23 protein-coding genes are annotated in these 24,559 nt (G+C 60.2%); 13 read left to right on the forward strand and 10 right to left on the reverse strand.

Annotation, left to right across the window (positions count from 1 at the left end):
• Nucleotides 1–23: 23 nt before the first annotated feature.
• From BLU01_RS06115 to BLU01_RS06135, 5 genes are all read left to right on the forward strand, one after another.
• Nucleotides 24–1,151, forward strand: a complete 1,128-nt coding sequence (locus BLU01_RS06115; protein WP_092272110.1) for a branched-chain amino acid ABC transporter substrate-binding protein — start codon at nucleotides 24–26, stop codon at nucleotides 1,149–1,151.
• Nucleotides 1,152–1,383: 232 nt separating this feature from the next.
• On the forward strand, nucleotides 1,384–2,307 hold the full coding sequence (gene livH, locus BLU01_RS06120; RefSeq protein WP_092272113.1) for a high-affinity branched-chain amino acid ABC transporter permease LivH: 924 nt from the start codon (nucleotides 1,384–1,386) through the stop codon (nucleotides 2,305–2,307).
• A complete protein-coding gene (locus BLU01_RS06125) occupies nucleotides 2,304–3,560 on the forward strand; it encodes a high-affinity branched-chain amino acid ABC transporter permease LivM (RefSeq protein ID WP_092272115.1) in 1,257 nt (418 codons plus the stop codon). The genes livH and BLU01_RS06125 overlap by 4 nt, the downstream gene beginning before the upstream one ends.
• Nucleotides 3,557–4,324 carry a high-affinity branched-chain amino acid ABC transporter ATP-binding protein LivG gene (gene livG / locus BLU01_RS06130; protein ID WP_092272117.1) on the forward strand — a complete coding sequence of 256 codons (768 nt, stop codon included), beginning with the start codon at nucleotides 3,557–3,559 and terminating at the stop codon, nucleotides 4,322–4,324. Before BLU01_RS06125 ends, livG begins: the two co-directional genes overlap by 4 nt.
• On the forward strand, nucleotides 4,325–5,026 hold the full coding sequence (locus tag BLU01_RS06135; protein ID WP_092272120.1) for an ABC transporter ATP-binding protein: 702 nt from the start codon (nucleotides 4,325–4,327) through the stop codon (nucleotides 5,024–5,026).
• 184 nt (nucleotides 5,027–5,210) lie between these two features.
• On the opposite strand, the gene BLU01_RS06140 is transcribed toward BLU01_RS06135, so the two are convergent.
• Nucleotides 5,211–6,125 carry a LysR family transcriptional regulator gene (locus BLU01_RS06140; protein ID WP_092272123.1) on the reverse strand — a complete coding sequence of 305 codons (915 nt, stop codon included), beginning with the start codon at nucleotides 6,123–6,125 and terminating at the stop codon, nucleotides 5,211–5,213.
• Nucleotides 6,126–6,230: 105 nt separating this feature from the next.
• On the opposite strand from BLU01_RS06140, the gene BLU01_RS06145 reads away from it, so the two are divergent.
• The 3 genes from BLU01_RS06145 (at nucleotide 6,231) to BLU01_RS06155 (ending at nucleotide 9,351) form a co-directional block, all read left to right on the forward strand.
• A complete protein-coding gene (locus BLU01_RS06145) occupies nucleotides 6,231–6,830 on the forward strand; it encodes a short chain dehydrogenase (protein WP_092272126.1) in 600 nt (199 codons plus the stop codon).
• Nucleotides 6,831–6,987: 157 nt separating this feature from the next.
• Nucleotides 6,988–7,641 carry a COG3650 family protein gene (locus tag BLU01_RS06150; protein ID WP_092272129.1) on the forward strand — a complete coding sequence of 218 codons (654 nt, stop codon included), beginning with the start codon at nucleotides 6,988–6,990 and terminating at the stop codon, nucleotides 7,639–7,641.
• Nucleotides 7,642–7,737: 96 nt separating this feature from the next.
• A complete protein-coding gene (locus tag BLU01_RS06155) occupies nucleotides 7,738–9,351 on the forward strand; it encodes an NAD(P)/FAD-dependent oxidoreductase (protein WP_092272132.1) in 1,614 nt (537 codons plus the stop codon).
• 371 nt (nucleotides 9,352–9,722) lie between these two features.
• On the opposite strand, the gene BLU01_RS06160 is transcribed toward BLU01_RS06155, so the two are convergent.
• Nucleotides 9,723–10,817: a PLP-dependent cysteine synthase family protein gene (locus BLU01_RS06160; RefSeq protein ID WP_092272134.1), complete on the reverse strand. Its 1,095-nt coding sequence runs from the start codon at nucleotides 10,815–10,817 to the stop codon at nucleotides 9,723–9,725.
• Nucleotides 10,818–11,074: 257 nt separating this feature from the next.
• Between BLU01_RS06160 and nhaA the strand changes: the two genes are divergently transcribed.
• The 3 genes from nhaA (at nucleotide 11,075) to BLU01_RS06175 (ending at nucleotide 13,791) form a co-directional block, all read left to right on the forward strand.
• Entirely contained in the window at nucleotides 11,075–12,262 is a 1,188-nt protein-coding gene (gene nhaA, locus BLU01_RS06165; protein ID WP_092272137.1) for a Na+/H+ antiporter NhaA, read from the forward strand.
• 114 nt (nucleotides 12,263–12,376) lie between these two features.
• A complete protein-coding gene (locus tag BLU01_RS06170) occupies nucleotides 12,377–13,561 on the forward strand; it encodes a colicin E3/pyocin S6 family cytotoxin (protein WP_092272140.1) in 1,185 nt (394 codons plus the stop codon).
• A complete protein-coding gene (locus tag BLU01_RS06175) occupies nucleotides 13,561–13,791 on the forward strand; it encodes a DUF7683 domain-containing protein (protein ID WP_092281485.1) in 231 nt (76 codons plus the stop codon). Before BLU01_RS06170 ends, BLU01_RS06175 begins: the two co-directional genes overlap by 1 nt.
• Nucleotides 13,792–13,854: 63 nt before the next feature.
• On the opposite strand, the gene BLU01_RS06180 is transcribed toward BLU01_RS06175, so the two are convergent.
• The gene (locus tag BLU01_RS06180) at nucleotides 13,855–14,319 is read right to left on the reverse strand and encodes an outer membrane lipoprotein (protein ID WP_092272142.1); all 465 of its coding nucleotides are present in this window, start codon (nucleotides 14,317–14,319) and stop codon (nucleotides 13,855–13,857) included.
• 167 nt (nucleotides 14,320–14,486) lie between these two features.
• Here BLU01_RS06180 and BLU01_RS06185 point away from each other — a divergent pair, with 167 nt between their 5' ends.
• Entirely contained in the window at nucleotides 14,487–14,723 is a 237-nt protein-coding gene (locus tag BLU01_RS06185) for a hypothetical protein (RefSeq protein ID WP_092272145.1), read from the forward strand.
• Between the two features lie 5 nt (nucleotides 14,724–14,728).
• Here BLU01_RS06185 and pdxH read toward each other — a convergent pair whose 3' ends face one another.
• The 5 genes from pdxH to dinG all read right to left on the reverse strand — a co-directional run bounded on the left by pdxH (nucleotide 14,729) and on the right by dinG (nucleotide 22,789).
• On the reverse strand, nucleotides 14,729–15,376 hold the full coding sequence (pdxH, locus tag BLU01_RS06190) for a pyridoxamine 5'-phosphate oxidase (protein ID WP_092272148.1): 648 nt from the start codon (nucleotides 15,374–15,376) through the stop codon (nucleotides 14,729–14,731).
• A gap of 23 nt (nucleotides 15,377–15,399) precedes the next feature.
• A complete protein-coding gene (locus BLU01_RS06195) occupies nucleotides 15,400–16,563 on the reverse strand; it encodes an OmpA family protein (RefSeq protein ID WP_092272151.1) in 1,164 nt (387 codons plus the stop codon).
• Between the two features lie 116 nt (nucleotides 16,564–16,679).
• A complete protein-coding gene (locus BLU01_RS06200; protein WP_092272154.1) occupies nucleotides 16,680–17,825 on the reverse strand; it encodes a serine hydrolase domain-containing protein in 1,146 nt (381 codons plus the stop codon).
• Nucleotides 17,826–18,048: 223 nt separating this feature from the next.
• On the reverse strand, nucleotides 18,049–20,550 hold the full coding sequence (locus BLU01_RS06205) for a beta-galactosidase (RefSeq protein ID WP_092272157.1): 2,502 nt from the start codon (nucleotides 20,548–20,550) through the stop codon (nucleotides 18,049–18,051).
• A 94-nt stretch (nucleotides 20,551–20,644) separates the two neighbouring features.
• Nucleotides 20,645–22,789: an ATP-dependent DNA helicase DinG gene (gene dinG, locus BLU01_RS06210; protein WP_092272161.1), complete on the reverse strand. Its 2,145-nt coding sequence runs from the start codon at nucleotides 22,787–22,789 to the stop codon at nucleotides 20,645–20,647.
• Between the two features lie 99 nt (nucleotides 22,790–22,888).
• On the opposite strand from dinG, the gene BLU01_RS06215 reads away from it, so the two are divergent.
• The gene (locus tag BLU01_RS06215; protein WP_092272164.1) at nucleotides 22,889–23,353 is read left to right on the forward strand and encodes a CopD family protein; all 465 of its coding nucleotides are present in this window, start codon (nucleotides 22,889–22,891) and stop codon (nucleotides 23,351–23,353) included.
• Between the two features lie 80 nt (nucleotides 23,354–23,433).
• Here BLU01_RS06215 and BLU01_RS06220 read toward each other — a convergent pair whose 3' ends face one another.
• A complete protein-coding gene (locus BLU01_RS06220; protein ID WP_092272167.1) occupies nucleotides 23,434–24,192 on the reverse strand; it encodes a hypothetical protein in 759 nt (252 codons plus the stop codon).
• The gene (locus BLU01_RS06225; RefSeq protein WP_092272170.1) at nucleotides 24,185–24,463 is read right to left on the reverse strand and encodes a DUF1145 domain-containing protein; all 279 of its coding nucleotides are present in this window, start codon (nucleotides 24,461–24,463) and stop codon (nucleotides 24,185–24,187) included. The genes BLU01_RS06220 and BLU01_RS06225 overlap by 8 nt, the downstream gene beginning before the upstream one ends.
• Between the last annotated feature and the right edge of the window lie 96 nt (nucleotides 24,464–24,559).

Raw genomic sequence — 24,559 nt, forward strand, 5'->3', positions numbered from 1 at the left:
TACAACAGTAAGAGTGGAGCACTATGACTAAGGCTACTAAGCAGATTTCCAAACTGTTTGCCGCTATGGTTCTGGCCGGGGTTGCCAGCCATTCGTTCGCAGCTGACACCATCAAAATCGGTATTGCCGGCCCTAAAACCGGCCCTGTTGCCCAATACGGCGACATGCAGTTCAGTGGCGCAAGAATGGCCATCGAGCAGATCAACGCCAAGGGCGGCGTCGACGGCAAGAAGCTCGAAGCTGTTGAATACGACGATGCCTGTGATCCGAAACAAGCGGTAGCGGTCGCCAACAAAGTCGTCAACGACGGCGTCAAGTTCGTGGTCGGTCACCTGTGCTCCAGCTCCACTCAACCGGCTTCGGACATCTACGAAGACGAAGGCGTGATCATGATCACTCCGGCTGCTACCAGCCCGGACATCACTTCCCGTGGTTACAAAATGATCTTCCGTACTATCGGTCTGGACAGCGCCCAGGGCCCTGCCGCCGGTAACTACATCGCTGATCACGTCAAACCGAAAATCGTTGCTGTGTTGCACGACAAACAGCAATACGGTGAAGGCATCGCTACCGCGGTCAAACAGACTCTCGAGAAGAAAGGCACCAAGGTTGCCGTGTTCGAAGGCATCAATGCCGGCGACAAAGACTTCTCCTCGATGATCGCCAAACTCAAGCAAGCCAACGTCGACTTCGTTTACTACGGCGGCTACCACCCGGAGCTGGGCCTGATCCTGCGTCAAGCACAGGAAAAAGGCCTGAAAGCCAAGTTCATGGGTCCGGAAGGCGTGGGTAACGACTCGATTTCGCAGATCGCCAAAGACGCTTCCGAAGGTCTGCTGGTAACCCTGCCGAAATCCTTCGACCAGGATCCGGCCAACATCGCCCTGGCTGATGCGTTCAAAGCGAAGAAAGAAGACCCAAGCGGTCCGTTCGTGTTCCCGTCCTACTCGGCTGTTGAAGTCATCGCCGGCGCCATCACTACCGCCAAAAGCGAAGACACCGCGAAAGTGGCTGAAGCCATCCACGCCGGTACCTTCAAGACCCCGACTGGCGACCTGAGCTTCGACGCGAAAGGCGACCTGAAGGACTTCAAATTTGTGGTTTACGAGTGGCACTTCGGCAAACCAAAAACTGAAGCTTCGCCTCAGTAAGGCCTTGCCTGACTGACTGCCCACAAAGCCCACGGCGTGCCGTGGGCTTTGTTTTACGAACGTATTGGGCCGCGCTGGCGTGATCCGCCAGTCTCCCCACCTGAAAATCTCAAAACCGTCATCAGCGGTTCGCTGGCAAACCTCGATTTCGAAGTGGATGCAGATCCACGGGGCTCGAGCGGGAAAATGACTCCACCAGTGAAATGCGTATCAGGTTTTTAGGAGCGCTGTAATGCCTGACATCTATCACTTCTTCCAGCAGCTGGTTAACGGCCTGACCGTCGGCAGCACGTATGCCTTGATCGCCATCGGCTATACGATGGTCTACGGCATCATTGGAATGATCAACTTCGCCCACGGCGAGGTGTACATGATCGGTTCCTACGTGGCGTTCATCGCCATCGCCGGGCTGGCCATGATGGGACTCGACAGTGTCCCGCTCTTGATGACCGCAGGTTTTATCGCGAGCATCGTCGTCTGCAGTGCCTACGGCTACAGCATCGAACGGGTTGCCTATCGCCCCTTGCGTGGCAGCAACCGTCTGATTCCGCTGATTTCGGCCATCGGCATGTCGATTTTCCTGCAGAACACCGTTCTGCTGGCGCAAGACTCCAAGGACAAATCCATCCCCAACCTGATCCCCGGCAATCTCTCGTTCGGGCCAGGTGGCGCACATGAAGTGCTGATTTCCTACATGCAAATCGTGGTGTTTGTGGTGACTCTGGTCGCCATGCTCGGCCTGACGCTGTTCATCTCCCGCTCTCGCCTGGGTCGCGCCTGCCGTGCCTGTGCCGAAGACATCAAGATGGCCAACCTGCTGGGCATCAACACCAACAACATCATCGCCCTGACCTTCGTCATCGGTGCTGCGCTGGCGGCCGTTGCGGCCGTGCTGCTGAGCATGCAATACGGCGTGATCAACCCGAACGCCGGTTTCCTCGTCGGCCTCAAGGCCTTTACCGCTGCGGTACTCGGCGGCATCGGCAGCATCCCCGGCGCCATGCTCGGCGGGTTGGTGCTTGGGGTGGCGGAAGCCTTTGGCGCCGATATCTTCGGCGACCAATACAAGGACGTCGTGGCATTCGGCTTGTTGGTTCTGGTTCTGTTGTTCCGGCCGACCGGCATTCTGGGCCGTCCGGAGGTTGAAAAAGTATGACTAGGAATCTCAAACAGGCGCTCTTCAGCGCCCTGCTGGTCTGGGCTGTCGCCTACCCGGTACTCGGCTTGAAACTGACCATCGTCGGCATCAACCTGGAAGTTCACGGCACCAGCAACATGACACTGGCGATCATCGCCATCTGTTCGGTCCTGATGTTCTTGCGGGTGCTGTTCGACGACCCGATCAGCAAGGCGTGGAAATCCTCGCCGTCGATGCCGCTGATTCCGGCCAAGGCCAGCAACTTCCTGACCCTGCCGACCACCCAGCGCTGGATCATCATTGCGCTGATCATCGGCGCTCTGGTGTGGCCGTTCTTCGGTTCGCGCGGCGCGGTGGACATCGCGACGCTGATCCTGATCTACGTGATGCTCGGCCTCGGCCTGAACATCGTCGTCGGTCTGGCCGGCCTGCTCGACCTGGGTTATGTCGGTTTCTACGCCGTCGGCGCCTACAGCTATGCGCTGTTGTCGCATTACCTCGGCTGGAGTTTCTGGGTGTGCCTGCCGGTGGCCGGTTTGATGGCGGCGACGTTCGGCTTCCTGCTCGGCTTCCCGGTGCTGCGTTTGCGCGGTGACTATCTGGCGATCGTGACGCTGGGCTTCGGTGAAATCATCCGTCTGTTCCTGCGTAACCTCACCGACATCACCGGTGGCCCGAACGGCATCAGCAACATCGAGAAACCAACGTTCTTCGGCCTGACCTTCGAGCGCAAAGCGGCTGAGGGCATGCAGACGTTCCACGAGTATTTCGGCCTGCAATACAACTCGATCAACAAGGTGATTTTCCTTTACCTGGTCGCGTTGCTGCTGGCGTTGGCGGCGTTGTTCGTGATCAACCGTTTGCTGCGCATGCCGATCGGGCGTGCGTGGGAAGCGCTGCGCGAAGACGAAATTGCCTGCCGTGCACTGGGCCTCAATCCTACGGTGATCAAGCTGTCGGCCTTCACCCTCGGCGCGAGTTTCGCCGGTTTTGCCGGCAGTTTCTTCGCTGCCCGTCAGGGTCTGGTGACGCCGGAGTCCTTTACCTTCATCGAGTCGGCGATCATCCTCGCCATCGTCGTGTTGGGCGGCATGGGCTCGCAACTGGGCGTGATCCTCGCTGCGGTGGTGATGATCCTGTTGCCGGAAATGATGCGTGAGTTCAGTGAATACCGCATGTTGATGTTCGGCGCCTTGATGGTGCTGATGATGATTTGGCGTCCTCAGGGTCTGCTGCCCATGCAACGTCCACACATGGAGCTGCGCAAATGAGCCGCGAGATCCTTAAAGTCGAAAATCTGAGCATGCGCTTCGGCGGCTTGCTGGCGGTCAACGGCGTGGCCCTGACCGTGCACGAAAAACAGGTTGTGGCGCTGATCGGCCCGAACGGCGCCGGCAAGACCACAGTGTTCAACTGCCTGACCGGTTTCTACAAACCGAGCGGCGGCAGCATCCTGCTCGACGGTCAGGCGATTGAAGGCCTGCCCGGCCACGAGATCGCCCGCAAAGGCGTGGTACGGACCTTCCAGAACGTGCGGCTGTTCAAGGACATGACGGCGGTCGAGAATCTCTTGATCGCGCAGCACCGTCACTTGAATACCAACTTCCTCGCGGGCCTGTTCAAGACCCCGGCGTTTCGCAAAAGCGAGCGCGAAGCGATGGAATTTGCCGAGTTCTGGCTGGACAAGGTCAACCTCACGGCATTCGCTAACCGTCCTGCCGGCACCTTGGCTTACGGTCAGCAACGTCGTTTGGAAATCGCCCGTTGCATGATGACCCGTCCGCGGATCCTCATGCTCGACGAACCGGCTGCCGGTTTGAACCCGAAGGAAACCGAAGACCTCAAAGCGCTGATCAGCATGTTGCGCGAGGAGCACAACGTCACCGTGCTGCTGATCGAGCACGACATGAAACTGGTCATGAGCATTTCCGACCACATCGTTGTGATCAACCAGGGCACGCCTCTGGCCGACGGCACGCCGGCGCAGATCCGCGACAATCCTGAAGTGATCAAAGCCTACCTGGGGGAAGCGTAAATGCTGCAATTCGAAAACGTTTCCACCTTCTACGGCAAGATCCAGGCGCTGCACAACGTCAACGTGGAAATCCGCCAAGGCGAAATCGTCACCCTGATCGGTGCCAACGGCGCGGGTAAATCGACCCTGCTGATGACCCTCTGCGGTTCGCCGCAAGCGCACAGCGGCAGCATCAAATACATGGGCGAAGAACTCGTCGGCCAGAGCTCGGCGCAGATCATGCGCAAGAGCATTGCCGTGGTGCCGGAAGGTCGTCGGGTGTTTGCCCGTCTGACCGTGGAAGAAAACCTCGCGATGGGCGGATTTTTCACCGACAAGGGCGACTATCAGGAACAGATGGACAAGGTTCTCGGACTTTTCCCACGCCTGAAAGAGCGTTTCGCCCAACGCGGCGGCACCATGTCCGGCGGCGAACAGCAAATGCTCGCCATCGGCCGTGCGCTGATGAGCAAACCCAAGCTGCTGCTGCTCGACGAGCCGTCGCTCGGCCTGGCACCGATCATCATCCAGCAGATCTTCGACATCATCGAACAACTGCGCAAGGACGGTGTGACGGTGTTCCTCGTCGAACAAAACGCCAACCAGGCACTGAAAATTGCTGACCGCGCCTACGTTCTGGAGAACGGCCGCGTGGTGATGCAAGGGACCGGGGAAGCACTGCTCACCGATCCGAAAGTGCGTGAAGCGTATTTGGGCGGTTGAGGTTTAGCGTTGAATAAAAAAACGGCCTTCGGGCCGTTTTTTTGTCTGCCCCATTTGCACGAACACCGACAATTCTGTGGGAGCGAGCTTGCTCGCGAAGGCGGAGTGTCAGGCGCATCGATGTTGCCTGACTTAACGCTATCGCGAGCAAGCTCGCTCCTACAAGGTTGTGTTGGGGCGCAGATTATCGCTGGAGTCGGTCGAGGGCTTCGCCGCTGCGTTTGAACCAGCCGATCAGATAATCCGCCAGCACTTGCGTGCGTTTCGGCAGGCCGCCCTGATACGGGTGAACCAGGTACATCGGCATACGACGCGTCTGATAATCGCGCAGGAGCCAGCGCAATCGGCCGTCAGCCAATTCCGCTTGCAGCAAGTACGACGGCAAGCGCGCAATGCCGGCGCTGGCGAGCGCGGCTTTTTTCAGCAGGCTGTAATGGTTGCTGGCGAACGGTCCCGAGACACGCACCCGGAGCAATTCATGTTGCTGGTGGTAGAGCCATTCTTCGCGGCCGCTGTAATGACTATTGAGCAGGCAGTGATGCTCGGCCAGATCCTGCGGCGTCAGTGGCTCGCCGTATCGCTCAAGATAGGCCGGGCTGGCGCAGGTCATTTCATTCCAGGCCAATAACGGCCGCGCGACCAGGCGCTCGTCATTGCCGACTTCGGAACGCACCGCGAGGTCAAAACCGTCGCGAGACAGATCGCGGAAGTTGTTGCTCAAATCGAGCTCGATCTGCACGTCAGGGTACTTGCCAGAGAATTCGAGCAGCAAACCATCAAAGAAGGTTTCCCCGAGCGAAACCGGAACCGTCATACGCACCGGCCCGGCCATGTCGTCCTTCAAGCGCGCCAATGCCTGACGCGCCCTTTCCACTTGGACTACAAGCGCCTGCGCTTGCGGCAACAACGCAGCGCCTGCCGCGGTCAAACTCAAACGCCGCGTGGTGCGTTGCAGCAAAACCACGGAAAACCGCGATTCCAGCAAGCTGATGCGTTTCGACAGCTGGCCCTTGCTGCAGCCCAATTGCTGGGCTGCGAGGGTGAAACTGCCGGCTTCGATCAATACGGCAAACGCCGCCAGATCATCCATTTCGCTCATGGATTGTTTCCATTTGAAAACCAAAGGTTGCCCATTAGTGCGCTTATCCGGAGAAAAAACCACCCTAGACTGAGCCCTCGTTCAACTACTTCGAGGAACAGCACGATGAAAATTCTTTTGATTGGCGCAGGCGGCACCATCGGTTCGGCGGTCGACAAGGAGCTTTCGCAGCGCCATGAAGTGATTCGGATCGGGCGTAACAGCGGTGATTTCAACGTGGATATCAGCGACAGCGGGTCAATCCGCAAGCTGTTTGAGCAAACCGGCAAGTTCGATGCGCTTGTCTGCGCCGCCGGGAACGTAACCTTTGCGCCCTTGGGCGAAATGACGGCTGAGAGTTTTACGCTGGGCCTCAACGACAAACTGATGGGCCAGGTCAATTTGCTGCTGATCGGCCGCGAGTTTGCCAATGACGGCGCCTCGTTCACCTTCACCACTGGCGTACTCAGTCATGACCCGATTCGCAGCGGCGCCTCGGCAGCGCTGGTGAATGGCGCGCTCGACAGCTTCGTCCGTGCCGCCGCCATCGAGTTGCCGCGTGGTCTGCGGATCAATTCGATCAGTCCGACGGTGCTGTTGGAAGCGATGGGCAGTTATGCGCCGTACTTCCGGGGGTACAAGCCGGTTCCCGCCGCCGATGTGGCGTTGGCCTACGCGAAAAGTGTCGAAGGCCTGCAAACCGGGCAGACCTTTCACGTAAGTTAAGGCGCTGCGAACCGTAGGAGCATGGCTCGCCCGCGATGGCGTTCTTGAGATTGTCATCGCGAGCAAGCTTTGCTCCTACAAGGTTTGTCGTATTCGGCGGGGTTGTGATGAACGGTCAGGCTGCGTAACGTGGCGGCACTTGTCTGGAGAACCAAAGATGCGTGTTGCCCGTTCCCTCGTCCTGATCGCCCTGCTTCCGTTATTCGCCGCGTGCCAGTTGCTCGATGGCCCGCGCCAAAGTGCCGCGCATGTCGGCCAGACCCGCATGCAGGGCCAGCTGAACGCAGCCGACGGCAAACTGATGTTCCAGCCGTGCAATGAACAACGCAGTTTCGAGGTCAATGACACGGGCGGCACCAGCGTCCTGCAGGAGGCCGCGACCCTCGCCGATGATCAGGGCAAGCTGTTTGCCGATGTGCGTGGGCGCCTCGTCGAAAGCCGTCTCGATCTGCAGCAGTTGTACCGCGTCGAACGCTCCGGTGTGGCGTGCGATGACCCCAATTTCAAGATGCTGATCCTGCGCGCTGCCGGCCACGGGCCTGAGTGGAACGTCAAAGTCAGCGGCAAAGGTATGGTCATCGACCGCGCCGGCCAGCCACCATTGGCCGTGCCTTATGTGGAAGAGCAACTCGGTGACGGCCGCTTCAATCTCAGCACCGAAGCCAATAACCAGCGCATCGAACTCTGGGTGACGCCGCAACGTTGCGTCGACAGCAGCACCGGCAGCGTCCAGCACATGAGCGCCGAACTGCGGATCGACGGCCAGGTGCAGCGCGGTTGCGGGTATTTCGGCGGAGCGCGTAACGACTGATCGTTTTTGCCTCACGGGACCGGCGTTTGGGGCTTATAATCGCCGCCTTCAAACGCCTTGGCGCAGTTGTGCGCCCCGCGAACCCGGATCCAAGTCATGTTACGAATCACCGAACTCAAGCTGCCGATCGACCATCCCGAAGAAGACCTGCGCCCTGCCATCGTCCAGCGCCTGGGCATCGCCAGTGATGAACTGCTCGATTTCACCTTGTTCAAGCGCAGCTACGATGCGCGCAAGAAGTCTTCCGAATTGTGCTTCATCTATACGATCGACCTCACCACCAAGGATGAGGCGGCGTTGCTGCACAAATTCGCCGATGACCGTAACGTCAACGTCGCGCCGGATGTCAGCTACAAAGTTGTCGGCCAGGCGCCAGCCGATCTGCAGCAGCGGCCGATCGTCGTCGGTTTTGGCCCATGCGGGATTTTCGCCGGGCTGTTGCTGGCGCAGATGGGCTTCAAGCCGATCATTCTCGAACGCGGCACCGAAGTCCGCCAGCGCACCAAAGACACCTGGGGCCTGTGGCGTAAAAACGTGCTCAACCCGGAATCCAACGTGCAGTTTGGTGAGGGCGGCGCGGGGACTTTCTCCGACGGCAAGCTTTACAGTCAGATCAAGGATCCGAAGTTCATCGGCCGCAAAGTCCTGCATGAGTTCGTCAAGGCCGGTGCGCCGGAAGAGATTCTCTACGTCAGCAAACCGCACATCGGTACGTTCCGACTGACCGGCGTGGTGGAAAACATGCGCGAGCAGATTCGTGCGCTGGGCGGCGAAGTGCGCTTCCAGCAACGGGTCACCGACGTGTTGATCGAGGACGGCCAACTGGTCGGCGTCGAGCTTGATGGCGGCGAACAGATCCACTCCCGACACGTAATTCTGGCCCTCGGCCACAGCGCCCGCGACACCTTCCGCATGCTTCACGGCCGTGGCGTGTTCATGGAAGCCAAGCCGTTCTCGGTGGGTTTCCGCATCGAACACCCGCAGTCACTGATCGACCGCGCACGCCTGGGCAAATACGCCGGCCACCCGAAACTCGGGGCCGCCGACTACAAACTGGTGCACCACGCCAAGAACGGCCGTTCGGTCTACAGCTTCTGCATGTGCCCGGGCGGCACGGTGGTCGCGGCCACATCCGAGCCGGGCCGCGTGGTCACCAATGGCATGAGCCAGTATTCGCGTAACGAGCGTAATGCCAACTCCGGCATCGTTGTCGGCATTACCCCGGAAGTCGACTATCCGGGCGGCCCACTGGCCGGCATCGAGTTGCAGGAACGCCTGGAATCCCACGCTTTTGTGCTCGGTGGCAGCAACTATGAAGCGCCAGCGCAACTGGTCGGCGACTTTATCGCGGGCAAGCCGTCGACCGAGTTGGGCAGTGTCGAGCCGTCCTACAAACCGGGCGTGGCGCTGGGTGATCTGGCGTTGGCCTTGCCAGCATTTGCGATTGAAGCGATCCGTGAAGCGTTGCCAGCGTTCGAAAAACAGATTCGCGGTTACTCGCTGCATGACGCGGTGTTGACCGGCATCGAGACGCGCACGTCGTCGCCGCTGCGGATTACCCGTGACGAGTCGATGCAAAGCATGAACGTCAAAGGCCTGTTCCCGGCCGGTGAAGGCGCAGGTTACGCGGGCGGGATTCTGTCAGCGGGCGTCGACGGCATCCGCATCGCCGAAGCCGTCGCGCGCGACATCCTCGGCCTGCCAGCCTGACCTTAAAATCGGCAAACACTGCAAAACCCTGTGGGAGCGAGCTTGCTCGCGATAGCGCTAGTCCAGCCAACTTATCTGTTGAATGTTCAGCCCTCATCGCGAGCAAGCTCGCTCCCACATTGGTCCGCGCCACGACATAAATCCCCTGTAGGAGCGAGGCTTGCCCGCGAAGACGGTTTCCGATTCAACGCATCTGTTGAATGGTTCACCGCTTTCGCGAGCAGGCTCACTCCTACATGGGATTTGCGGCAGCACCGAAATCCCCTGTGGGAGCGAGGCTTGCCCGCGAAGACGGTTTCCGATCCAACGCATCTGTTGAACGGTTCACCGCTTTCGCGAGCAGGCCTCACTGCTGAAAGCGTGGTTTTGCTTCAGATATTGGCGCGCAGGACGCTGTCGGGTAGCGGCTCGCCGCGCTCGGCACTGGCGGCGACCGCTTCGATCAAACCGCTCAACTCATAACCTTGGCCCTTGAGCCAATCGTCGTCGTAGTAAGTCGCGGCATAACGTTCGCCGCCATCGCACAAGATCGCCACGATTGACCCCGACTGCCCCGCCGCGACCATTTCCCGGCCCGCGATCAATGCGCCAATCAGGTTAGTCCCGCTCGACCCACCCACTCGCCGGCCCAGGCGCTGCGCCAGGTAATGCATGGCCGCCAACGACAAGGCGTCCGGCACCTTGACCATCGCGTCGATCACTTTCGGCAAGAACGACGCCTCCACCCGTGGTCGGCCAATGCCTTCGATTCGCGAACCGTATTCCAGCCGCAGACTTGCATCGCCCGTCTGGTAATAGTCGAAAAACACCGAACGCTCGGCATCGGCGCACAGCACGCGGGTGCAATGCTGGCGGTAGCGCACGTAACGACCCAACGTCGCGGTGGTGCCGCCGGTGCCGGGGCTGGAAATCAGCCAGCTCGGCTCCGGATGCTGCTCGAAGCGCATCTGTTGAAAGATCGACTCGGCGATGTTGTTATTCGCGCGCCAGTCGGTCGCGCGCTCGGCGTAGGTGAACTGATCGATGAAGTGGCCATCATGCTCGCGCGCCAGGCGCTCGGACTCGGCGTAGATCTGCGTCGGGTCCTCCACCAGATGACTGTTGCCACCATAAAAAGCGATCTGCGCAATCTTCTCTTTCGACGTTGTCGCAGGCATCACCGCAATAAACGGCAAGCCCAACATCCGCGCGAAATACGCCTCGGAAATCGCCGTCGAACCGCTGGACGCCTCGATTACCGGCGCGCCGGGCTTGAGCCAGCCATTGCACAACGCATAAAGGAACAGCGAACGGGCCAGCCGATGTTTGAGGCTGCCGGTGGGATGGCTCGATTCATCCTTGAAGTACAACTCGACGCCGGGCAAACCCGGTATAGGCAAGGGGATCAGGTGGGTGTCGGCGCTGCGCTGGAAGTCGGCTTCAATGATCTGGATCGCTTCGCGGGCCCACTGTCGGGTGTCGCTCATGGTGGTTATCTCAATGAATCAAGCAAGAGTCGTCCTTGTTTCAAGGCTCAACGCACAAGCTTAGGAGAATTCCTACGACACGCACAGATACAGCCTAGGCCCAATAACACCGGGAACTGCTAGGCTTTTTGCGCATTGCCCTGCACTGCCATTAACCCGGTAAAGGCATATAACAAAAAAGAATATAACTTTTGTTTTAACAACTAACGGTACAGGTTAGGGTGTGCCACCTTTTGAATAATCGATGGAGAGCGACCTTGCCTCTGCGTAGCACGTTCACACGTTTCTTCCAGCTGGAAGCCGCCAGCGGTCTGCTACTGATCGCCGCCGCCGCTTTGGCTTTAATCATCAACAATTCCTCGTTGTCGTGGCTGTATAACGGCCTGCTCGACACCCCCGTGGTAGCGCAGATTGGCGCGTTGAAAATCGCCAAACCCTTGCTGCTGTGGATCAACGACGGGCTGATGGCGCTGTTCTTCTTGCTGATCGGTCTGGAAGTGAAACGCGAAGTTCTCGACGGCCAATTGTCGAAACCCTCGCAGATCGTCCTGCCCGGCGCGGCGGCGATTGGCGGCATGGTCGTGCCGGCGTTGATCTACTGGTTCATCAACCGCCACGACCCGGCAGCGCTGGGTGGCTGGGCTATTCCGATGGCCACCGACATCGCGTTCGCCCTCGGCGTGCTGGCCCTGCTCGGCAAGCGTGTCCCGGTGTCGCTGAAATTGTTCCTGATGACCTTGGCGATCATCGACGATCTCGGCGCCATCATCGTCATCGCGATTTTCTATTCCGGCACACTCTCGACCCTGTCGCTGGCCCTGGCTGGCGCCTGCATCGTTGCGCTGATTGCGATGAACCGGCTAGGCGTGGTCAAGCTCGGGCCGTATTTGATCATCGGTATGATCCTGTGGGTGTGCGTGCTCAAAAGCGGTGTCCACGCGACACTGGCCGGCGTGACGCTGGCGTTCTGCATCCCGCTGCGCACCAAAAATGCCGAGCCCTCGCCGCTGATGACCCTGGAGCACGCGCTGCATCCGTGGGTGGCTTACGGGATTTTGCCGCTGTTCGCCTTCGCCAATGCCGGCCTGTCCCTGAGCGGCGTCACCGCCGAGAGCTTCACCCACCACGTACCGATGGGCATCGCCATCGGCCTGCTGCTGGGCAAAACTCTGGGCGTGTTCGGCCTGACTTGGCTCTCGGTGAAAACCGGCATCGCCGCCCTGCCCCAGGGCGCCAATTGGGGCCAGGTGCTGGGCGTCGCCATCCTCTGCGGCATCGGCTTCACCATGAGCCTGTTTGTCGGCTCGCTGGCGTTCGTGCCAGGCGCCAGTGATTACGCGGGGATGGACCGAATGGGCATCTTGACCGGCTCGATCATGGCCGCGTTGATTGGTTATGCGGTGACGGCGGCGGCAAGTCGCAAACGCGGTATAGCGGTCAATTAGGGAACACTCCCAGAGACATTCAGGAATCGTCCTACAGTCACGCTCAGCCACGTTCGTTAACGTCGTGCAGCCTCCTTATCCGGGGCTGCCGATGGACGAATGAAAGGACGAGCAGTGGCTGGCAACAAGGATATTCCAAGGATTAAAAACCCTCCCTCGGGTGACGGTCATCACGTCACCCACCGCTTGATGAGCGCCACCGAGCTGGCCGATCGAGACGCCCGGCAAAACGCCTACGACGCCATGCTCGCCAGGCAGGAAGCCTTCGAACGCACTCTGGCGCTCGCCCCCTCCAAAGAAAAACAAGCCGTCCGCGCCGGATGTGTCTTCGCCAAGTCCTGCAAACTGCCGGACGCCATCATCGATTACTCCAACCCTTCGGGCATGGTGCCCACCGACAGCCTCAAGGATTACGGGGAAATCGCGTGGCTCGGTGCACGCGAAGCGGACGATGCAGGATTGCTGGATCTTCAAACGATCAGTGGCTCGACCGTCTCACTGGGCATTGGCCGACTGGCGCTGCAAATTCCCGCTATCGCCGCACCCGCGGCCATCACCGCAGCAGGAGCTGCCACGCTGGCCGGGGTGGTCGCGCTCTTCTGGACGCCAAGCCTGGGCGATAGCGCGCTGTATACCGAAGAGCAATTACGGGCGCTGAAACAGGCTCGCATTCGGGTTCGCCTCAGGGTTGAGCAACAGGCTGACGGCAGCTTGAAAGGTTACGGCTTTTACACCGGCAAGCACCGCGAATGGGAAATGGTCGATGTCGTGACACTCGACCTGCGCGACAACCAACGGGTGGCTGACCTTGGTGATGGCGTAAAGCTGATCTGGACTCCGGCAGTGGATGGCTCGGACATCCTCGGGATCCCCGCGCTGGAAGCAGCGCCCCAGGCGCCGCATATCTGGGTTTATCCGCCGACCGAGGCCGCCGATGGCATCATCGTGAACCCGGTTTACCCACCGGATTACAAAGATTTCATCCTGGTGTTTCCGGTGGGGTCGGGGGTGAAGCCGGTTTATATTGTGGTGAGTGTTCCTGATCACAAATATCACCCGGCGCCGACAGATCTCACTGCGTTTCCTGATGCAGTGAAGGCAAACCGGAAAACTACCGTCAAGGGCGGCGGAAGTCTGCGAAAACGATGGAAGACTTCGATTGGGATCATTTTCGAATGGGACTCACAGCACGCAACGGTCGAAATGTACGACAGACGTGGTCGTCACCTCGGTGAATTTAATCCAGAGACTGGCGAACAGACCAAGCCCGCAGATAAGACAAGGAAAGTAGAACCGTGATTTTCTATCTGATTGAAGCTTTCGACAAAGAAACCGAGCTTCTCGCGTTCGAGGAACAACTACCCAATGGATTCGATGAGCAGGTGAAAAGAATCATGGGATGGACCGCAGACCAACAGGGATGGGAGGGATACGACCTCACACGGACGCAGCTCTCTGCGCTAGAAGAAATAATGGAGAAGAATATTTACGACCCGGCGTACATCTTTCAACTCAGCTGCAATGCTTAGGTCGTTCAAACAAAAAACCCCGACCAGCCACCTGATCGGGGTTTTTCCTTACCCTGCGCTCGCTTAGTGCGAAACGCGGCTCGTGCCGTCAACCGTGGAGATGCGCACGCGCTCGCCGACGCGGAACACTTCGTTCTCCTGCACTTGCTGCACATAGGCGCGCATGCTGCCGTCGTCTTCGCGGACGGTGATTTCGACGCCTTGGGCGCGGGTCAGGCCTTCTTCGGTGGCCGAACCAATCAGGCCGCCGGCAACTGCGCCGATGACCGCTGCGACGATACTGCCGCGACCGCCGCCGATGGCGCTGCCGCCGACACCGCCGACCGCTGCACCGGCGATGCCGCCGATCGGGGTCTTGGTGCCTTCGATTTTCACCGGACGCAGGGATTCGATGGTGCCCATGCGAATCGTCTGCACACGACGCGCTTCGTCACGGGAATAGGAGTCACCGGTCAGGCTGGACTGGCAGCCGGTGAGCAACATCACCATCGTGGAAAAGGAAGCAACCAGCAGGACAGACTTACGCATAGCATCAACTCCAAAGGACAGGTATTCATTAAACTCCGCAGCTTGACGCCTGTCACGGCATGGCCCGGATAAAATTGGTTTCATTCAGGCCCGGTACAGGCGCCTCTGAACTCACCACACAGTAGCGTCAAATCACCCACACTGCGCCGTTGACCCAAGGATTTTTCATGGACTACTTCATCATTGTCGTCACGACTGTGGCCGGTCTGTACTTCCACTGGTGGCTGTACGTGCGTATCAAACGCTGGATGGACCGCGACCTGGCGTTGGCATTGGCTGGAAAAAACGAGGACAAGAAAGCCTTCATGCTCCAGCAATTGGCGAACGCGCAAGCGCAAAAGATCAAGCGTCGGGACTTGCCGCAATGGCTGGAGGCCGCTGCTGCAAGCTATCCCGGTCGGTAGACTGCTCAAGGTGCCAGACGTTCAAGAATCCAGTCGGCGTCCTGCAGGCGATAGTTGAGGCGATCGTGCAGGCGGCTCGAACGGCCTTGCCAGAACTCGATGCGCTCGGGGAGCAAACGGTAACCGCCCCAGTGTTCCGGGCAGTGTGGCTGAGTGTCAGTGAAGCGCTGCTCGGTAATCTTCAGTAACTCTTCCAGCTCGCCACGATCGGCGATCACCCGGCTCTGCGGGGATGCCCAGGCGCCGAGGCGACTGCCCAGCGGCCGGACCTGAAAGTAAGCGTCAGACTCTTCGGGCGACACCTTGACCACCCGCCCTTCGATACGCACCTGGCGCTCCAGGGTTGGCCAGAAAAACGTCATGGCGGCGAACGGGTTCACCGCCAGATGCTGGCCCTTGGCGCTGTCATAGTTGGTGAAGAACGTAAAACCCTGAGCATCCAAGCCCTTGAGCAACAGGATGCGGCAATGCGGCCGGCCGTCGAGATCGACGGTGGCCAGGGTCATCGCGTTGGCCTCGACCGGCACCTGCTCGGTTTTCACCGCATCGGCGAACCACTGATGGAACAGCGCGAACGGCTCGGCCGGGGCTTGCGCCTCGGTCAGCCCGTCTCGGGTGTAGTCGCGACGCATATCAGCCAGGGCCTGGGTCATGGCGCTTTCCTTGTGGTTAACGATCAGTTCTTCGCAGCATCCGCAGCGGCGACTTTCTTGTCAGTGGAGGCTTTGGCTGGTGCGGCTTTTTTCGCTGGAGTTGTGGCTTTGGCCGGGGCTTTCTTCGCCGGAGCCTTGGCGGCGGTTTTGGCTGGCGCCTTGGCGGCAGCTTTTTTCACCGGGGCTTTTTTCGCGGCAGGGGCAGCGGCTTTCTTCGCGACTGGCGCCGGCGTGACTGGCTTGACCACCGGTTTCGCTTCTTGCTTGGCCACCATAGTGACGGGCGCCGGCGCTGGCATGTTGTACTTGCTGAGCAGCGCAACCATGGTGTTCTGCGGAGTCACGAGCAATTCGACACGACGGTTCAACGCACGACCTTCAACGCTGTCGTTGGCCGCACGCGGCGCTTCGCCACCCATGCCGCGCAACATCAGGCGATCACGCTGCAGACCGCTGAGACGGAAGATTGCCGCTACCGATTGGGCGCGTTCCTGGCTCAACTTGACGTTGGCCGGCGCGGCGCCCGAGGTGTCGCTGTGGCCGAGGACCAGCACTGCGGTTTTCGGATCGAGTTCGAGAATTTTTGCGACGCGGCTGAATGGGCCGAGGGTCACGGGCAGCAGCATGGCCGGGCGATCCGGATTGAACGAGCCTTCAACCGGCGCAGTGACTACTAAAACGTTTTCACGACGTTCGAGTTGCAGGTTGCTGTCTTTGATCGCGGCGCGCAGGCGCGGTTCGTAATCGTCGAGCCAGGCCTGGGTAACTTTCGGATCCGGCATCGGCACGGCTTTGGCAGTAGGCTGCTGTTTGCCGCCGAACGGCCACCACCATTTGCCACCCGCTTCGGCGTCAGCCTTGGCGACAGCGTCCTGTTTGGCTTCGGCCTTGGCTTCCGGTTTGGCCGCAGCAGTATCGGCGCCATCATCGGAACCAAACGGCCAGTACCAACGGCTGCTGCTCTCAGCCTTGACCACCGGTGCGGTGATCGCTTGTTTGATTGGATCAGGTTTCGCCGCCGGGGCTGGCGCCGGGGCCGCCGCAGCAGCGGGTTCATTGGCGGCGACTTTGTCGGAGGAACCGAATTGCCACCAGTGGCTGCCGCCCTCGGCGTCATTTTGTGGAGTTTGTGCGCAACCGGTGATCGCGAAGCACAGCGCCAAAGCTAGGGTTTTATTGGATGACATTGGATATCCACAAAATGAAGTAATAAAAAATCAAAAGGCCACATCGACCACTTAAACAGACGCTTTGAATCGAAAAAGGTAACGAGGTTCCCGGCGCAGACGCGTTCAGCGGCGTTTTACAGACAAGTGGCAAGTACCTTTGCCAGCTTCTGCGCGCGAGGATCCATCAAAACATACGGTCCCAAGGTATTTGTCACAAAACCGAAAGCCACATCGTGTTCCGGGTCAGCAAAACCGATCGAACCGCCGGCGCCGGGATGGCCAAAGGCCCGTGGGCCAAGGCCATACGTGGCGTTCGGCACATCCGGCTGATCGAGCATGCAACCCAGACCGAATCGGGTCCGGGTCAACAAAGTCTTGTCTTCGCCGAGGCTGTGTTCGCGGGTCAGCTCGTCGAGCATTTCGCCTTCCAGCAGGCTGCCATCGAGCAGCCCGGCATAAAAACCCGCGAGGCTGCGGGCATTGCCGTGGCCATTGGCGGCAGGTTGCTGCATGCGTCGCCATTCCGGTTTGTTGGTGCTGGTCATGATCGACGGCGGATTGGTAAAGGCGCGCGTGGTCATCGCCGTCGGCTCGCGCATCGTCACTTGCAGCAGGCGCTGGGCCGTAGCGTCGCCGCTGTTGCCCTTGCCACGGGCGATGTGGGCGACGCGGTGAAACTCTTCGTCAGCCAGACCGACATGAAAGTCCAGGCCCAACGGTTTGGCCACCCGCGCGACAATCGATTCGCCCGGCCCACGCCCATCGGCACGGCGCAACAACTCGCCGACCAGCCAGCCGTAGGTGATCGCGGCGTAGCCGTGGCCCTGACCCGGCGTCCACCACGGTGATTCGGCGGCGAGCGCGTCGGTCATGGTGTGCCAGTCATACAAGGCTTCGGGGGCGAGCAATTCACGCAGGGCCGGCAGACCGGCCTGGTGGCAGAGCAAATGGCGCAGGGTGACGGATTGTTTGCCGGCAGCGGCAAATTCGGGCCAGTAACGAGCAACCGGTGCGTCCAATTGCAGCTTGCCCTCGGCGACCAGTTGCAGCGCGGTGACGGCGGTGAAGGTCTTGGTGCAGGAAAACAGATTGGCGATGGTGTCGCTGTGCCAGGCTTCGGCGCCATCCTTGTCGGCAGTACCGGCCCATAGATCGATGACGGTTTCACCGCCGACCTGGATGCACAACGCCGCGCCACGTTCCTGGGGATCGTCGAACAATGCCGCGAAAGCTTCGCGCACCGCTTCGAACTTAAGCTCGTAATGACCTTGAATCTGCACCCACAACTCCCCGCCTAAACGCTCTACAAAGTGGTTCGCATTGTTCCAGCCCTGAAGGGTTTTGGGAACAGGTGCGGGCTGGGCGGTCGGTTGACGGAGGGATTGTTCGGGAATATTGAGTGAAATCAGGACGCCTTCGCGGGCAAGCCTCGCTCCTACAGGTTTTGCGCAAATCCTGTAGGAGCGAGGCTTGCCCGCGAAGAAGGCAACTCGGTCTCAGGTATCAATGCCCGTTCGCGGAATGCCCGCCCGTATGCCCTTCGCCCTTGCCCGGGCCTTTGCCGGCGTCGCCCTGGCGGCCGCCCTCGCCTTCGTGGCTGGCCTTGTCCGCTTCAGCGCGGGCCTTTTCGGCCTCTTTGCCGAGTTGCTCAACCGTCAGCAAATTGCTTTTGCGCACGCTGTCGACAAAGCCCTGAAACGGTAGATCGGTGATGCCGACCAGACCAAAGTGGCCGTTCTCGCCATCCAGCAAACGCCCGCTGACTGGCTGATCCAGATACTGGAACCAATGCACGCCGACAATCGATGGTTCGCTGATCGCCTGCTTGAGGAAGTTGGCGTAAGCCGGGCCGCGATCTTCTTCCTTGGCCAGTTGCGTCACGCCGCCCCAGAACGGGCCGCGATCCGCCGAGCCGAAGTTGAATTCGGTGATCAACACCGGTTTGTCGAGGCTGCGCAACGCCGCGAAGTCGTAACCGTCCTGCGGCTGCAAGGTGTACATGTTGAAACTCAGCACATCGCAATACTGCGCGCAGGACTGCACCGCTTCCGGGGTGCTGATGGCGAAACGGCCGCCGAGCAGCAACTGGTTCGGCGCGTGCCATTTCAGCGAGTCGGAAATGGTCTTGAAATAAGTGTCGGCAAAGACTTTCTGGAAGTATTTGAAATCAGCTTCGATCTCCGGGTGCTCGGCGCTTGGCAGCGGCGGCACGAAACCCGGGTCTTCCATCAATTCCCACGCCGGCAGATCAATGCCCCAGGCTTTCGACAAACCGGCCTGATTGCGATATTTATCGCGCAATTGCTTGAGAAACGCGCGCTTGGCTGGCACGTCAGTAGTCATTTTCAGCGTGCCGTAAGCCAAGGCATAACGGGCTTTCGGATCATTGCCGGGACCGGCCCACGCCAGTTCGTTATCGGCGAAATAGCCGATCAGCCATGGGTCGTCACGATGATCGCGCGCCGCAATGGCCACTGCACGCTCGGTGGCCATGGCAAAACGCGGGTCAAACGGATCGGGCATGCCGCCCCACCAATCGGTGCCGGTGCTGATGCTCGCGTAATCGCCGACGATCGACAGCGGCAAGGTGTACGGCACACGATCGGCGTTGGCCAAGACCGGCGCGCTCCAGTTGCCGACGGTGTTGAAACCCCAGGCTTGCAAGCGATCCAGCGTGTGACTGGCCCAGCGCTGTTCGTCGACCACGGCTTTGCACGGTTCAGCGGGAGCTTGCTCGACTTTGGCCGCTTCGACCGCGTGGGTCTGCGCCGCTTCGGCGATTCCGGCCTCTGCGGTGCCAGGCTTGACCGCTGGCTCGGCGGCTTTTTCAGCGCTTGCCGCGACGGCGTCAGCCTTGGCCGCTTCAGCGACGCCAGCCTTGGTTTCGCTGGCCACGGCGCACGGTTGGCCATATAGGCGTTGCAGGTTGGCGCCATAAAAGTCGAACCAGCGGCCAGTGTTGAACGCGCGGCCCTGATCAGCGCCGTTGCCGCCACGGTTGTCGCCGTCGCCGTAGTGAATGGCCAGCGGCTCCGCGGCTTGGGGCAGTGCTTCAAACATCCACTCGCGACCGGCGACGTAGGTTCGAGCCACGTCCGGCGCCACGGTGTTCACCCCGATGGAATAGAACGGATGACCTTCCGGGGTCACCAGGTACCAGCGGCCGTCGCGCTTTTCAGTGCGGAAGAAGCCGCTGGACTTGAACACCGGGCCTTTGTTCAAGCCACCGAATTTATCCAGCGGCGACTTTGCACGCTCGGCCAGCCAGGTTTTCAGTTGTTGCTGTTCTTTGCCGGCAGCGGCTTTGAGTTGTTCGTCGTTGCTGACTTTTTCGGGCCATTTAGCCCGGGTCGATTGCCCGTAAGCATCGACCACGCCACCGTAAGCGGCTTTGGTCACCGCCTCGCCGTCCTGCACGCCGAAGCGTTCGAGCAGGATGCTTTGCGCGACTTTAGGCTGATCCATCGACAAACTCACCGACACCACTTGGCTGCGGTCCAGTTCACCGGTGCTGCTGGCCAGCAACACCCGCTGACCGTCAAACGTGATCGGCATCGGCGGACCGGCCTTCATGCCCTGATTCAGCGGCGTGCTGGCGACCAATGGCACCAGCAGCGTTTGCACCGGACCGGGCGGCAGGTCGACGCGGCTGATCAGCGTCTTGCCGTCATTGCTCTGGATTTTCACGTAGAGGGTCACCGCCCAGCTCATCGCGCTCTGGATCCGCAGGCTCATGACGCCCGATTGCGACCAGTCCCACGCACCGCTTTGCGGGCTCAGGCGCAAGGACGGTTGCGCAGTCGGGTTAAACGTCACCCGGCGCAGCACTTCGCCTTCAGCCGTTTGTTCGGCGTTGGATTGCGGCAGGCTGGCGTCCTGCGTCGCCACCTGGACCACATCGGCGGGGCGCACAAAGTTGAACAGCGTCTGCTGGCCAGCGGGGGCGGCCAACAACGGCGTTGCGAACAACAGGGCAAATACAGCAGGCAACGAACGACGAATCATGAGAACGAAATTCTCCCTAACGACCAACAATGGCCAGTGGAAAAGCGGTAATGAGGGATAGACAACGCGGCGGGCCAAAAGGCCCACGCGTGTTTCAGGAAATTTCACGCCGGAACGGCGGCAATGCATTGAGGATCGCTTTGCCGTAACGCTGGGTCACCAGACGCCGATCAAGCAAGGTGATCGTGCCGCGATCCTCTTCGGTTCGGAGCAAACGACCGCAGGCCTGAACCAGTTTCAGCGAGGCATCCGGCACCGAGATTTCCATGAACGGATTGCCGCCGCGTGCTTCGATCCACTCGGCCAGCGCGGCTTCCACCGGATCATCGGGCACCGAGAACGGAATCTTCGCGATCACCACGTGCTCGCAATATGCGCCAGGCAAATCGACGCCTTCGGCAAAACTCGCAAGACCGAACAGCACGCTGGAATCACCGCCATCGACCCGCGCCTTGTGCTTGTTCAGGGTTTCCTGTTTCGACAGGTTGCCTTGAATGAACACTTGCTTGCGCCAGTCGCGGTCGAGGCCGTCGAACACGTCCTGCATCTGTTTGCGCGAGGAAAACAGCACCAACGTGCCGCGCGAACCTTCGACCAGTTCCGGCAGATCACGAATGATTGCCGCGGTATGCGCCGGCGCGTCACGCGGATCGGCTTTCAGGTCCGGCACACGCAAGACGCCAGCATCGGCGTGATGGAACGGGCTCGGCACCACGGCGGTCACGGCTTTTTTCGGCAGGCCGGCGCGCATGCGGAAGCGGTCGAACGTGCCGAGTGCCGTCAGCGTCGCCGAGGTCACCAGCGCGCCGTAAGCGACGTTCCACAGATTGCGCCGGAGCATTTCGGCGGCGAGGATCGGGCTGGCGTTGACCTCGATGTCGAACAGCGAACCGCTTTCCGCCAGTGTCAGCCAACGGGCCATCGGCGGGCTGTCTTCCGGGTCTTCGGCGGTGAACGCGGTCCACAATTCCCAGTTGCCGGATGAACGCGACAACAGGCTGCCGAACAGCGGATACCATTCTTCGGCCTGGTTGCTGGCGATGCCGATGTTGACCTCGCCGTCCATGCCTTCCTTGAGCAGTTCGGTGAGGCGCGTGAACAAGTCGGTCAGGCGCGCGAAGGCTTTTTTCAGCTCGATGCCCATCTCGCGCATGTGCTCGGGGATCACCCCGGCGACGAAACGGTGCCGCGGCCGCTCACGGCCCTCGACGTCTTCGCCGGGTTTGAAATCGGCGACCTGCTCGCACGCGGTGAACATGAATTGCTGCTGGGTCTTGATCTCGCGTGCCAGCTCCGGCACCTGCTCGATCAACTTGCCGAGGTCGCCCGGCAGCGGATGCTGGGCGAGCAATTTGGTCAGGTTCTTGGCCGTGGTTTCCAGCCAGTCGGCGGTGGAACGCAGGCGCGTGTAATGGGCGAAGTGACCGATTGCCTTGTCCGGCAAGTGATGACCTTCGTCGAACACGTAAATGGTGTCGCGCGGATCCGGCAACACCGCACCGCCGCCGAGCGCGAGGTCGGCGAGGACCATGTCGTGGTTGGTGACAATCACGTCAACCTTGCCCATGCCTTCGCGCGCCTTGTAGAAGGCGCACTGGCCGAAGTTCGGGCAATGGCGGTTGGTGCACTGGCTGTGATCGGTGGTCAGGCGCGCCCAATCGGCGTCTTCGAGGGCGGTGGACCAGCTGTCGCGGTCGCCGTCCCATTTATTCCCGGCAAGTTTTTCGATCATGCTGGTGAAGAGTTTCTGGCTGGCTTCATCGACTTCGATCTTGAAGCCTTCTTCTTCGAACAGCTGGGCGGTGGCGGTTTGCGCGTGACCTTCCTGCAGCAGCATGTCGAGCTTGGACAGGCACATATAGCGCCCGCGGCCCTTGGCCAACGCGAAGCTGAAGTTCAGCCCGCTGTTGCGCATCAGGTCGGGCAGGTCTTTGTAGACGATCTGCTCTTGCAGGGCGACGGTGGCCGTGGCGATCACCAGGCGCTTGCCCGCCGCTTTCGCCGTCGGAATCGCCGCCAGGCTGTAGGCCACGGTTTTACCGGTACCGGTGCCAGCTTCCACCGCGACAATCGCGGGGTCGCCACTGCGCCGGCCTTCGTCGTCGGTGTCGATGTCACCGAGGACTTTGGCGATTTCGGCGATCATCAGGCGTTGGCCGTAACGCGGCTTGAGGCTCTTGGCTTCAAGAAAACGCGAGTAGGCGCCCTGGATCGTGGTTTTGAGTTCGGTGCTGATCATGGATTGTCGGGCGCAAAAAACGCTGGATAAATTTTCAGTGGTTTCGGATGGCGGCTATCATACCGCGCTAATTAATCCCGCGCAGAACGGAGTACCTCAATGACCGCTTTTAGCCTCGTGTATACCCTGCATGTGCTGTCCGCCCTGGTGTGGGTCGGCGGCATGTTTTTCGCCTGGATGGTCCTGCGCCCGGCGGCGATGAAGGCCCTGGAAGGCCCCGGCCGGTTGAAGCTGTGGGTAGAAGTGTTTCAAGGTTTTTTCCGCTGGGTCTGGGTCGCGGTGGTGATTTTGCCGATCAGCGGCGTGGGCATGATTCATCTGCAATACGCCGGTTTTGAAACCGCGCCGCGTTACGTGCAGGTGATGATGGGCTTGTACGTGGTGATGACCGCGCTGTTTATCCGGATTCAGGCATTGCTGCTGCCGGAGTTGCGCACTGCGTTAGATGCGCAGGATTGGCCGACGGGTGCAGCGGCACTGGGGAAAATTCGCCGGTTGGTGGGGATCAATCTGATTGTCGGGTTGCTGCTGGTGGCGATTGCTTCGGCTCGGCCGATGTTCTAAAAGCTTCGCGGGCAAGCCTCGCTCCTACAGGATTGATTGTTCCCACGCAGAGCGTGGGAACAATCGGTTACTCGGCAGTTTTACAAGCGCTGAACCGTCACCGCCCCCGCCGCGCCGGCAGGTCCCGGTTGGCCATCGAGGCCCGGACGTCCGCTCTTGCCGCCGTCCGCTTCGTACACCAGGCAGCCCTTGGCTTTGCCGCCCTTGCCCGGTTTGCCGCCCGGCCCGGCCAAACCACCGGCACCGCCCGCAACCTGAACCTTGATCTGCTCCAGCGGATAACTGCGCGGCACTTCCAAACGGACCAACGCGCCCGCCGCGCCCGGTTGGCCATCGCTGCCATCGCTGCCGTTGAACCCGCGACCGGCTTGGCCCCACGTGCAACCCGGGTCCTCGCCGTAAGCGCCATCCAGCCCGACAAAACCCGGCGCGCCCGCGCCGCCGCGTGCGTCGACGGTCAACATCGGTGCATCCAGTGCCTTGATTTGCAGGTTCAGATTACGTCCCGAACGAGCCGCCTTCTGATACGTCCCCGGCGCCCCGCGCGCGGTGATCGAGCTGCCTTCGGACAATTCGGCGCGGCTGACTTTGAGCTCCAGCGCCTGTTCGCCCGGAACAATGGCAATTCGCGCGTCACGCCCGAGGTGCAATTCGCCGACCGTCACTTCCGTGACGTTGGACGGAATCAGCAACGTGCCGTAATCGGCAACGTCCAGGCGTTCGAGCTGCAAAGTGCTGGTGTTATTCGGCAAGCGCATCAGTGAATTGCTTTCAACGCTCACGACCTGAGCACAGGCCAACGGGCTGATGAACGCGGCAAGCAGACAAAGTTTACGCATGGGAAGCCCCTTGTACGGCCGGGGCCGGAATGGTTTGCAAATGAAAAACGCCAAAAAACAGGATCTTCAAACGATCACGCCACGGATGGGCGCGACCTCTGAGACTGCGAAAACACAGCAGCGCCTCAAGAAAATGGATAACCGCCAACAGAGCGCCGGCCAAATTGACCAGCAGGTGCAGCGGATTGATAAACGGCATCAGCAAGTTGACCAGCACCACCAACCAGAACAGCAGGGTCAACAGCTTCCCCAGCCCCCAAAACACCTTCATACGCTCCCCCGTTGAGAATTATTCTTTGGGCGCACAGTAACGGCTTCCACGCGGGATGCGCCAGTGGGCAACGGAAAATTCATCCAGAAGGCCGCC

The organism is Pseudomonas prosekii, from assembly GCF_900105155.1.
Taxonomy (GTDB): Bacteria; Pseudomonadota; Gammaproteobacteria; order Pseudomonadales; family Pseudomonadaceae; genus Aquipseudomonas; species Aquipseudomonas prosekii.